The sequence below is a fragment of the Orbus sasakiae genome (assembly GCF_039542345.1).
Classification (GTDB): domain Bacteria; phylum Pseudomonadota; class Gammaproteobacteria; order Enterobacterales; family Orbaceae; genus Orbus; species Orbus sasakiae.
Genome location: NZ_BAABHY010000001.1, coordinates 1,815,631 through 1,827,746, shown reverse-complemented (window position 1 = coordinate 1,827,746; position 12,116 = coordinate 1,815,631). Strand labels below are relative to the sequence as shown.

General features: G+C 39.8%; 11 protein-coding genes. 7 read left to right on the top strand and 4 right to left on the bottom strand.

Annotated elements, in window-relative coordinates:
- Positions 1–17: 17 nt before the first annotated feature.
- Positions 18–2,087: a glycine--tRNA ligase subunit beta gene (gene glyS, locus ABEA36_RS08085; RefSeq protein WP_345490937.1), complete on the bottom strand. Its 2,070-nt coding sequence runs from the start codon at positions 2,085–2,087 to the stop codon at positions 18–20.
- Positions 2,088–2,096: 9 nt separating this feature from the next.
- Entirely contained in the window at positions 2,097–3,023 is a 927-nt protein-coding gene (glyQ, locus tag ABEA36_RS08080; RefSeq protein ID WP_345490680.1) for a glycine--tRNA ligase subunit alpha, read from the bottom strand.
- 144 nt (positions 3,024–3,167) lie between these two features.
- Between glyQ and ABEA36_RS08075 the strand changes: the two genes are divergently transcribed.
- The 3 genes from ABEA36_RS08075 (at position 3,168) to ABEA36_RS08065 (ending at position 5,706) form a co-directional block, all read left to right on the top strand.
- Positions 3,168–3,737, top strand: a complete 570-nt coding sequence (locus ABEA36_RS08075; protein ID WP_345490678.1) for a DNA-3-methyladenine glycosylase I — start codon at positions 3,168–3,170, stop codon at positions 3,735–3,737.
- Positions 3,737–4,162, top strand: coding sequence for a MerR family transcriptional regulator (locus tag ABEA36_RS08070; protein ID WP_345490935.1), 426 nt, complete (start codon positions 3,737–3,739; stop codon positions 4,160–4,162). Before ABEA36_RS08075 ends, ABEA36_RS08070 begins: the two co-directional genes overlap by 1 nt.
- A gap of 62 nt (positions 4,163–4,224) precedes the next feature.
- A complete protein-coding gene (locus ABEA36_RS08065) occupies positions 4,225–5,706 on the top strand; it encodes a hypothetical protein (protein WP_345490676.1) in 1,482 nt (493 codons plus the stop codon).
- A gap of 66 nt (positions 5,707–5,772) precedes the next feature.
- Here the strand turns inward: ABEA36_RS08065 and ABEA36_RS08060 are convergent, their stop codons facing one another.
- Positions 5,773–7,119, bottom strand: coding sequence for an MFS transporter (locus ABEA36_RS08060; protein ID WP_425571881.1), 1,347 nt, complete (start codon positions 7,117–7,119; stop codon positions 5,773–5,775).
- A gap of 259 nt (positions 7,120–7,378) precedes the next feature.
- Here ABEA36_RS08060 and mnmE point away from each other — a divergent pair, with 259 nt between their 5' ends.
- From mnmE to ABEA36_RS08040, 4 genes are all read left to right on the top strand, one after another.
- The gene (mnmE, locus tag ABEA36_RS08055; protein ID WP_345490674.1) at positions 7,379–8,740 is read left to right on the top strand and encodes a tRNA uridine-5-carboxymethylaminomethyl(34) synthesis GTPase MnmE; all 1,362 of its coding nucleotides are present in this window, start codon (positions 7,379–7,381) and stop codon (positions 8,738–8,740) included.
- A 191-nt stretch (positions 8,741–8,931) separates the two neighbouring features.
- Positions 8,932–9,516, top strand: a complete 585-nt coding sequence (locus ABEA36_RS08050; protein WP_345490672.1) for a YdcF family protein — start codon at positions 8,932–8,934, stop codon at positions 9,514–9,516.
- 193 nt (positions 9,517–9,709) lie between these two features.
- The gene (locus ABEA36_RS08045) at positions 9,710–10,651 is read left to right on the top strand and encodes an ABC transporter ATP-binding protein (protein ID WP_345490670.1); all 942 of its coding nucleotides are present in this window, start codon (positions 9,710–9,712) and stop codon (positions 10,649–10,651) included.
- A complete protein-coding gene (locus ABEA36_RS08040) occupies positions 10,644–11,414 on the top strand; it encodes an ABC transporter permease (protein WP_345490668.1) in 771 nt (256 codons plus the stop codon). The genes ABEA36_RS08045 and ABEA36_RS08040 overlap by 8 nt, the downstream gene beginning before the upstream one ends.
- 44 nt (positions 11,415–11,458) lie before the next feature.
- Here the strand turns inward: ABEA36_RS08040 and ABEA36_RS08035 are convergent, their stop codons facing one another.
- Positions 11,459–12,097 (bottom strand): bifunctional 4-hydroxy-2-oxoglutarate aldolase/2-dehydro-3-deoxy-phosphogluconate aldolase, encoded by a 639-nt coding sequence (locus ABEA36_RS08035; protein ID WP_345490666.1) that lies wholly within the window; start codon positions 12,095–12,097, stop codon positions 11,459–11,461.
- Between the last annotated feature and the right edge of the window lie 19 nt (positions 12,098–12,116).

Below are 12,116 nucleotides of genomic sequence, written 5' to 3'. Positions count from 1 at the left end.
GGTTTAGTGTAGTATCGTTATTGTAATAACGAAATATCAGCAACTTTTAAGAATAAGCTTTGTAATTTACTCAATAATGCGAGTCGATTGAGTCTAACTTGCTGATCATCGGCCATGACCATCACGGCAACAAAAAAGTTATCAACGGGCTCTTTTAATGAGGCGAGTTCAATCAGTGCTTCTTGATATCGTCCTTGATTGAAGTAAGGTTCGAGCTTATCCGTCAACACGGCAATCTGTTTCGCCAATTCTCCTTCAGCACCATCCTCAAGTAATGAGGCATTGACTTTTTCTGGAATAGCAATTCCCGCTTTAGATAAAATATTCGATACACGCTTATTGGCTTCAGCTAATGATACCGCAGCAGGTAAGGTTCTAAAGTGAGTAACGGCTTTAACGCGGGCATCAAAATCAGCCGGTTTTGTTGGATTGCGGGCAAGGACAGATTGAATGGTATCGATTGCAAAGCCTTGTTCTTGATACCATGCACGGAAACGTCCCTGCATAAAGCTCACAATGTCTTCAACCACATTTTTATTGGTTAACTTATCGCCATACAATGAAACCGCATGGTGAGTTAAGTCAACTAAATCAATGGATAATGATTTTTCAACAATAATGCGTAAAATACCAATCGCAGCGCGGCGTAATGCAAACGGGTCTTTATCGCCTTTCGGATGTTGACCAATGCCAAAAATCCCTGCTAGCGTATCCATTTTCTCGGCAATCGATACGGCACTGGCAACCAATGTGCTTGGCAGCGCATCTCCAGAAAAACGCGGTTTATACTGTTCTTCAATGGCGATGGCAACATCAATGTCTTCGTTATCTTTTATTGCTAAGTAACGCCCCATAATGCCTTGAGTTTCTGGAAACTCAAACACTGTATTGGTCACTAAATCACATTTCGATAATAAACCAGCACGTTTAGCCTGTTTGACATCACAATGGATGTGATGCGCAATAAAGCCAGCTAACTCTTCAAGACGTAATACTTTATCTTTTACGGTCCCCAGTTGTTGCTGGAATAACACCGTTTCAAGGCGTGGTAAGCGATCGGCTAATGTTTGTTTCAAATCGGTTTTATAAAAGAATTCTGCGTCAGCCAGACGTGGTCGAACCACTTTTTCATTACCCGAAATGACCACTTGTGGGTCTTTGGACTCAATATTGGCCACAAAAATAAAATTAGGCAGCAATTTGGCTTGTTTATCGTAGACTGGAAAATATTTTTGATCGCCTTTCATGGTATAAACCAGTGCTTCTGCCGGCACATCAAGGAATTTTTCTTCAAATTTTGCTGTTAATACAACGGGCCATTCGACTAATGAAGTCACTTCTTCCAGTAGGCTTTCAGTTAAGTCTGCTTTACCACCCAATTTTTCGGCTGCCAGTTCGGCTTGCTGTTTGATGATTGATTTACGTTTATCATAGTCTGCAATCACTTTACCACGTTGTTCTAAAATTTGTGGATACTGATCAGCACTATCAATCGTAAATTCTTGTTCACCCATAAAACGGTGACCTCGAATGACACGATCTGATTCAATGTCTAAAATTGTGCCAGGGACAACATCATCACCATAAAGCATGGTGAGCGTATGACTTGGACGAACAAATTCTACTTGTTTTGCTGCCCAGCGCATTGGTTTTGGAATAGGTAGCTTGCTAAGTGCCGTTTTAACCATCTCACACAATAAGTTAACAACAGGTTGCCCTTGTTGATTTAACGTATAAGATAGCCACTCACCTTTATCGGTTTGTACACGATCGGCTTGATCAACGGTAATTCCGCAACCGCGAGCCCAGCCTTCAGCGGCTTTAGTGGGATTACCATTTGCATCAAATGCGGCACTGACTGCCGGACCACGTTTAACGATTTGGGTATCGGGTTGGGTATCATTTAGGTTTAGCACTTTTAAAGCTAAGCGACGTGGTGAAGCATACCAAATCACTTCACCATGTTTGAGATTGGCATTATCAAGCTGTTCAATAAAATTCGCCGCAAAGCTTTCAGCAAAGGTACGCAGTGATTTTGGTGGTAACTCTTCAGTACCCAGTTCAACTAAAAATGTGTTTTGCATGATATTCATTCCTTACTTTGACGCAGTTTCATTTTGACGTTGGCACATAGGGAATCCTAAGGCTTCGCGCGATGCATAATAAGCTTCAGCCACCATTTTGGTTAATGTTCTGATTCTTAAAATATAGCGTTGGCGCTCAGTAACTGAAATGGCTTTACGCGCATCAAGTAAGTTAAAACAATGTGCTGCTTTTAAAATTCGTTCATAAGCCGGTAGTGGTAATGGTTTTTCCAGCTCAAGTAAGTAACGCGCTTCTTTTTCATGTTGATCAAAACAATAAAATAGAAAATCGGTATTGGCATACTCAAAATTATACGTTGATTGTTCGACTTCATTTTGATGGAAAACATCCCCATAGGTTGTTTTACCAAATACGCCATCACTCCAGATAAGATCGTAGACGCTATCAACACCTTGGATATACATAGCTAAACGTTCAAGGCCATAAGTGATTTCACCTGTGACGGGTTTACATTCGAGTCCGCCAACTTGTTGAAAGTAAGTAAACTGCGTGACTTCCATACCGTTAAGCCAAACTTCCCAACCTAGTCCCCAAGCACCAAGTGTTGGGTTTTCCCAGTTGTCTTCGACAAAACGAATATCATTAACTGTTGGATCTAAGCCTAATTCTTTTAATGAACCCAAGTAGAGTTCTTGAATATTTTCAGGAGACGGCTTTAAAATAACTTGAAATTGATAATAATGCTGTAATCGGTTCGGGTTTTCACCATAACGTCCGTCCGTTGGACGACGTGATGGCTGCACGTAAGCAGCATTAATCGGTTCAGGCCCGAGTGCTCGTAGACACGTCATTGGGTGAGAAGTCCCCGCACCAACTTCCATATCAAGAGGCTGAATAACGGTACAGCCTTGATTCGCCCAATAATCCTGTAATGTCAGAATTAACCCTTGAAAGGTTTTTACATTAAACTTTTGCATGATGTTATCTTTTTATCAAGTTGTATAAAATGATTTAAATAATTGGCTATTTTATACTGTTTATTAATCATTGTGGAAGTGTTAATCTTAACAAATTATGGCTAAATTTACTAAGAATACATTCATCTAAATCAGGAAAAAAGTATGGCGAAACAATTAATACGTTGTGGCTGGGTGAATAATGATCCGTTATATATTGATTATCACGATAATGAATGGGGTAAACCGCAACATGATAGCTTAAAATTGTTTGAAAAAATTTGCCTTGAAGGGCAGCAGGCAGGCTTATCATGGATCACCGTACTGAAAAAGCGAGCCGAGTATCGACGTTGTTTCTTTAATTTTGACCCTCAAAAAATTATCACAATAAATCAAAATGATATTGAGGTATTAATGCAAAATACGGGTTTAATCCGTAATCGATTAAAATTAAATGCAATTGTGAAAAATGCACAGGCCTATTTAGTTATGCAAGAAAACGGTGAAGATTTTGCACAGTTTATATGGTCTTTTGTCGATGGACAGACAGTGATTAATCATTACCAAAACCTATCACAAGTACCCGCAAGTACGGCGGTTTCAGATCAGATGTCAAAAGCGCTCAAAAAACGCGGCTTTACCTTCGTCGGTTCAACAATTTGCTATGCTTTTATGCAATCAATGGGATTAGTCGATGATCATTTTGTCGATTGTTTTTGCCGGAGTCATTCATGATGAAAATTGGGCAATTAGCTAACGCTGCTGGATGCACGACTGAAACCATTCGTTTTTATGAAAAAATCGGTTTATTTCCGCAAGCTGATCGAACCGAGAGTAATTATCGTGTTTACAGTAAAAAGCATTTGGATCGTTTGATATTTATCCGTAACTGCCGTGCACTTGAAATGAGTCATAATGAGATTAGAACTTTGATTATGATTGCTGATGATCCAGCTAATCGATCTGAACATGAAAGTGCACATGCTTTATTACAAAGTCACTTACAGCATATTGATGAACGTATTGAAGAGCTAAAGTCACTTCGCTCACAATTAGTTGAGCTGCAAAACCATTGCCACCCAACCGATGATACTTGTGGAATATTACAAGAACTTGCAGAAATGGAAGTTGACGTTAAACCCGCTAAAAGTCATGTCTAATATTCTGTAAATAAGACATGTTAATAAAATAATAATAAAAGTATTGAAAACAAGGAAAGATAATGAGTAGGATACTTGAACATAACAATAACTTAAATAAGCTTCAATTTAGCCAAAATGCAACAGTGACGCCAACTGCCACATGTTTATATATCGGTGTTAGTTTTTTTAGCGCCTTTTTATTCCCTAACCATGCAGTAGCCACACTGTTAGCAACGACTGCACACACCATTCAAGGTGAGGCACCTTATTTACAATTAACTGATGGTACGTTAGTCACGACAACAGAACAATTAGTCAGCTTTAGTATGCCTGATGGTAAAGGTGGGATGGTTTATATCGGGCCTTCTCAAACCGATACGATTATTGCACCTAAAGGAATGAAATACAACGATGTGCAGGCATTAGTGCTGGCTGATGGTAAAGCAAACAGTCTCTCTGCATCGTTGCAAATTGACCCAGATGGCGATCTCGGTACGCCAAGTGGTACTATTACGGCTAGCTGGATTACTGACAGTAAACAAGTGACGAATCTGGCGCTACCCTTATCGGTATGTGGTGGTCCTTATTTACTCTATATTCGTGCTGATGATGTAAAAGCCCAAACACGTTTTGGTGATCCTAGCACGACAACTTACGGCAGTTATCCGGGAAAAACCTACCGATTTATGGCAAGTGGTCCAAATATCTGCTATATCAAGCCTGCAAGCACTGAGGTGTATACAGGACGAAATTCGACGGAAACTAAATATCCTTATCAATCAGCGGCAAATCCGGGCGGCTATAATCCAACTGTGTGGGACTATGATAACAGCTTACCAACAAAGCGTGCCCATCTTGGTTTTTCATATTCAAAAATGGGGATTGCGGGTGTTACATTCCCAACCGTTGCATTTGAAAATGCGGCATTTAGTTTAATTGGTTCGGGCAGTGATCAAAGTATTTATCGCTGTAGTACCAATAGTCCATATGTCACCTTATCAGGTAGCGCAAGTAGCGAGTTAGGTCAAAACTGTATGGTGACTTATGGTGCAACCAAGCCGACCTCATCGATAATAATTAATATGGAATACACATTAGATAGTGGCTCAACTTGGCAACCAGTTGATCGTTATACGATTGCACCGCCAATAAAATGGGCAACGTCGCCTAAAAGCATGCTCGCGTATAACACCGCAAGTGATTTTAGTGGTACCTACCTTGCAGCAATTGCGTGTGGGGCAGATGAAAATTTAGCAGGTTCGGCTAATCAAAGTATTGCATCGCGTTATCTGTTTAAACGTGATGAGTTTACAAATAGTCCCATTGCGAATGAACCTTTACCGACCACCTCACGTGGTGGCGCCTATTCTCGCGATGTTGATAGTACATTCATGGGGGAGTGGGGAAATGTGTATACTTATGCTAATTCGCCTTGGACTGCAAGAGAGTATTATTGGACTGCAGATAAAGCCGATGATACCAATCAATTTTATGTTGTTAAAGGATCGGTGGGCTATAGCAATCCAACGACGAATGTCTTAGCCGTGATTTGTCGTGGATAATAATAATTAGTGCAAGGATAATGAAATCATGCATCACATGCTTAGTACGCATGCGATGCATCAGCATTACGCTTCTTTAGCGCGCCAGCCAAATTTTGCGAGTGGCCAGAATCCAACCAGAGCAGCCAAAATGGCGACAAACGAGATATAAATACCTGCGCCCATATAGAAATATTCACCTAAAATATGATTTGGGTTAAGTAAATATAAGGTTAATGTTGGTGTAATGGCACTAAACACCGCATAAGCAAGATTATAAGAAAATGATAATCCTGAATAGCGAATTGATGGTGGAAACGCGCGAGTACCAACGATTGGTGTCGTTGCAATTGCACCAGTAAATAAACCGAATAAGCCATAATTAAAATACAGCATTGATAGGCTCATATCGGGTGTTAACGAGGCATAAAAATACAAACTGGTAACGGCCAATCCACCCCATGCAATCATCATATTGACGGTTGTACCGATCTTATCTTCTAACCAACCAAATAAAATACAGCCAACGGTTAACATTAACGCAACAACACAGCCCGCAACACGGCAATCAATTGGCTGCACATGATACATACCACCAAGAATTTTACCTGGTGTAATCAAGACGCCGACCATAATCGTGGTTGATAGTGACCATGTGACTAATGCCACTAGTAAGCATGCCATTTTGTGATTTTTGATAACGGAGACAACGGGAATACTTTTCTCGAGTGCTTTACGTGCCGCTAATTCTTTGAAAATAGGCGTTTCCGATAAGAAACGACGTAAATAAACAGAGATAACACCAAAGATACCACCAATAATAAACGGGATACGCCATGCAAAATCTAAAACTTCACCACGGCTAAAGAACATATCGATCACAATAGTGATTAAGAAACCAAGTAAGATACCACCAGTAATACCAGATGTTAACGTACCGACACCAAAACCATAACGTTGTTTTGGTGTATGTTCTGCAATAAATACCCAAGCGCCAGGCATTTCACCACCAATTGCGGCACCTTGTAACATGCGCATTAATAAAAGTAAAATGGGTGCTAGCATCCCAATAGAGCTATACGTAGGTAAGATACCAATAATGAATGTTGGCAAAGCCATCATTGCAACACTGAGGGTAAACATTTGTTTACGTCCAACTTTATCACCAAAATGCGCCATAATGATTCCACCGACAGGTCTAATTAAATAACCTGCGGCAAAAATTCCCCATGCAAATAGCTCTTTTGTAAAAGGACTCAGTGAATCAGGGAAAAACAGTGGGGCAACAATCAGATCAACATATAATGCATAGATAACAAAATCATAAAACTCAAGGGTTCCCCCTAGTGATGAAAGCACTAAGGTTTTTAAATCTTTTCGATTCAATGGTCGAGCACTCGGCCGCCATTCTGCTGTCATGTCAGAATTACTCATGAAAATACCTTATTTATTCGATTGTATTATTAACTGACTTATCCGGTTGAGAGGGATTAATAGGATTTCATATCAACTTTTATGAAAAATTTATGCAAATAATGACTCAAAAAAAGGATAAGGTGGATGATTATGGCACAAAAAAATGCATTTCCACATAGCTAAGACAAAATTTAATATTATAAAATTTAATATAACTGATTTTTATGGTCATGATATGATTATACCTATTGAATAAACGGTGATATAAACAGATAACATGAATTTAGATACTATTGTTGCACAAGCGACACCACCCGGCCGGGGTGGTGTGGGCATTTTACGTATTTCGGGTAATCAGGCAAAGGCAGTCGCTCAAACAATATTGGGTAAAGTACCCAAAGCCCGTTATGCACAATATTTACCTTTTTTAAATGAAGATGGTTCGGTATTAGATCAAGGTATTGCATTATTCTTTCCTAATCCGCATTCATTCACTGGTGAAGATGTCCTTGAATTACAAGGCCATGGTGGGCCTGTTATTCTTGATTTACTGTTAAAACGTATTTTAACTGTTGCCCATGTTCGCATTGCAAAACCGGGTGAGTTTTCTGAACGTGCTTTTTTAAATGACAAGCTGGATCTTGCACAAGCAGAAGCGATCGCTGACTTAATTGATGCCAGTTCTGAACAGGCTGCAAAATCGGCAATGTCTTCATTGCAAGGGGTATTTTCTAACAAAGTTAATCATTTAGTTAATCAGTTAATTCATTTACGGATTTTTGTTGAAGCCGCAATTGATTTTCCAGAAGAAGAGATCGATTTTCTTTCTGATGGTAAAATTGAAGCACAACTTAATGATGTCGTCGCACAATTGAATGATGTTCGCAAAGAAGCCAAACAAGGATCATTATTGCGTGAAGGGATGAAAGTGGTGATTGCAGGGCGGCCCAATGCGGGTAAGTCAAGCTTACTTAATGCGTTAGCTGGACGCGATGCTGCGATCGTAACAGATATTGCCGGCACCACGCGCGATGTATTGCGCGAGCATATTCATATTGATGGCATGCCACTACATATTATCGATACGGCCGGATTACGTGAAGCCAGTGATGAAGTTGAACGTATCGGCATTGAACGTGCTTGGTGTGAAATTGAACAAGCAGATCGCGTACTGTTTATGGTTGATGGCACGACAACGGATGAAACCGATCCGGAAAAATTGTGGCCTGATTTTATGCAGCGTTTACCCTCTAACGTCCCGGTGACAGTGATCCGTAACAAAGTTGATTTAACGGCAGAAACACTTGGTTACAGTGAAGTCAATCATTACTCACTTATCCGACTTTCCGCAAGAACTAATGCGGGCATTGAGTTACTACGTGAACATTTAAAAGAAACGATGGGATTTTCAGCGACGTCAGAAGGTGGATTTTTAGCTCGTCGGCGCCATTTACAAGCGTTAGAAACAGCGGCTAAGCACTTGGCACTAGGTCAAGAGCAATTAACGGTTTACCATGCCGGAGAATTATTAGCGGAAGAACTTCGCCTTGCGCAAGATGCCTTATCTCAAATCACCGGTGCTTTCACCTCCGATGATTTACTGGGTAAGATTTTTGGTTCATTTTGTATTGGTAAGTAATTACTGATATCAACCCGTTGTTAATGATTAAGATGCCCTTTATCGGGCATTTTTTATGCGGTGGCTCAAGGTTGACCTTTTTCGAGACATCAATCAACAACATTTAATTTATAGCGTGTTTTACACTTCATATAATCTTCATAAAGCGACATTATTCTGCCATCATTTTATACAACAACGATAACACAACAATGAAAACAATTATCTATTACTTACGCCGTTTAGTCATCGCCATCATACTGTATTTTATTTTTTGCAATGTCATTATTTACCTCTATTCACTTAAAGAGCCACAAGCAGGGGCGGATACCATGGTGATTTTAGGTGCACAGGTGATAGGTGATCCAGCTAGGCCAAATATCACTTTACAAGAAAGATTAGACACGGCGTTGATCTATTTACAGCAAAATCCTGATACTGTTGTGATTGTCTGTGGTGGGCAGGGTAAAGATGAATCAGCAACCGAAGCCAGTGTGATGAAAAACTATCTGATTGAACATGGTATAAAGGCCACACAAATTTACGAAGAAGATCAATCCACACGTACCGCGCAACAATTTCGTTATGCCAATAATCTTTATCCATTGGGTAAAACAGTTGTGGTAACGAATGAATTTCATATGCTACGTTCAATTATGTTAGCAAAGCGCTCAGGATTTCATGATGTATCGGCGTTATCCGCAAATACCCACTTTGATAATAAAGATAAATATAATGGTGTATGGCGGGAACCGCTGGCTTTGATCAATTCGTATTTATTTGATCATCAACGTTAAGTGTGTACTCGCAGATCGCATAATATGGTGTTTTTACACTATAATTATAGGTTATGACAATAATTTAACGAAAAATGCAGTTGGCAATCTGATATCAGTGGCTTGATAAATATAAATCAATATAATTGGTTGAAATTAGCGAATATGAGCTTATAGTATCTTGATAATGTTTTTTCATATCTAGGAAATCTTAATGTCATCCGTCGCTGCGCTAGAGTTAGTTGCGCTCAAAAAAACCTATAAAAATGGTGTTGAAGCATTAAAAGGTATCAATTTAACCGTCCAAGCAGGTGATTTTTATGCCTTACTTGGCCCCAATGGTGCGGGCAAATCGACCACCATTGGCATTATCAGTTCACTTGTCACAAAAACATCGGGCCAGGTCCAGATTTTTGGTCATGATTTAGATCACGATGTCGTGAATGCAAAACGCCAGTTAGGCCTTGTGCCACAAGAATTTAATTTTAATCCTTTTGAAACTGTTTTTCAGATTGTTGCCAATCAAGGTGGTTACTATGGGTTACCACGTAAGCTCGCGATGGAGCGTGCGGAAAAATACTTGCGTATTTTAGAGTTGTGGGATAAACGCAATAGCCGAGCGCGTATGTTGTCAGGGGGAATGAAGCGTCGTTTAATGATCGCAAGGGCATTAGTCCACGAACCTCGTTTACTGATTTTAGATGAACCCACTGCTGGGGTTGATATTGAAGTTCGCCGCTCAATGTGGGAATTTCTACGGCAAATTAATCAGCAAGGCATTACCATTATTTTAACAACGCACTATTTGGAAGAGGCCGAAATGTTATGTCGAAATATTGGTATCATCCAACATGGCGAATTAATCGCTAATACCTCAATGAAAGCGTTATTAGCGAATTCTAAATCAGAAACGATTGTGTTTGATTATGTACCAGTAGATAAACAGCCGACGCTACCCGATTATTACTTTAAAATGAATGAACCAGGATCGTTTGAAGTTGAAGTGAATAAAGGGCAAGGATTAAACCACCTATTTTCATTATTTGCAGAACAGGGCATTAATATCGTCAGTATGCATAATAAAACCAACCGCTTGGAAGAGTTATTTATCGATCTTGTTCATGAGTCACAAGGGCAAGGAGGTGAAAATGAATAGTTTATATTGGATTGCGTTAAAAAGTCTTTGGCGTAAAGAAGTGACGCGTTTTCTGCGTATTTGGGTTCAAACATTAATTCCACCTGTTGTCACCATGTCGCTCTATTTTGTTATTTTTGGTAATTTGATTGGTTCACGCGTAGGGGAGATGGGTGGCTTTAGTTATATGCAGTTTATTGTACCGGGCTTAATTATGATGTCGGTCATTACTAACTCATATACGAATGTCTGTTCGTCATTTTTTAGCGCTAAATTTCAACATAATATTGAAGAACTGTTAGTGGCGCCGGTACCCACCCACATTATTATTTGGGGATATGTGGGCGGCGGCGTAGCGAGAGGGATCTGTACTGGCATATTAGTGACAATTATCTCAATGTTATTTGTGAGTTACGATGTGCACTCTTGGGCGATCATTGTATGTACGTTATTGTTAACATCAATATTGTTTTCGTTAGCCGGTCTATTAAATGCGGTTTTTGCAAAGTCTTTTGATGACATTAGTATTATTCCGACTTTTGTGTTAACTCCATTAACCTATTTAGGTGGTGTGTTTTACTCGTTAACCTTATTACCACAAGTGTGGCAATGGATCTCAAAACTTAATCCGATTGTTTATATGATTAATGGTTTTCGCTATGGATTTTTAGGTATTTCAGACGTCTCTTTAACGGTCACATTTTCAATGTTAATTTTGTTTGTGGTTGTGATGTACGCGATTGCTTGGAAAATTATCGAAAGTGGTCGAGGATTAAGAAGTTAAATCAATGTAAAATCAGCAGGCTAACCTGCTGATTGCCTATGCGATTATTGTGCACCTGCAATGGCTTGTTTTGCCAGTTCAGTAATTTTTGCAAAATCCCCTTTCGCTATCGCATCAGTCGGGATAAACCATGTCCCACCAACACAAAGTACATTACTTAATGCAAGGTACTCACGATAGTTTTGCGGATTAACACCACCAGTTGGGCAAAACTTCATATAACCACATGGACCCGCAAAGGCTTTGAGTGCTGCTACGCCACCATTAATTTCTGCTGGGAAGAATTTTAATGCGGTCAGACCGTACTCTTGAGCAGTTAATAATTCTGATATTGTGGCGATACCGGGTATGACTGGAACCGGTCCCGAAACGGCTGCTTTTAAAATCGAATCAGTAATACCTGGAGTAATAATAAATTCAACGCCTGCATCTGTGACTTGCTTAAGTTGTTCAACTGTGGTCACTGTTCCTGCGCCGACAACAGCTTCTGGGACTTCTTTAATGATCTTCTTAATGGCGTCAAGCGCACAGGGTGTTCTTAACGTGACTTCCAACACTTTTACTCCGCCAGCAATCAATGCTTTTGCAAGCGGTACCGCTTCTTCAATTCGTTCGATAACTATAACAGGCACAACAGGGCCAATAGTTAAAATGTCTTCAGCACTTCTTTTCCAGTTTTTCATAGTCTCTACTCGTTTTAAA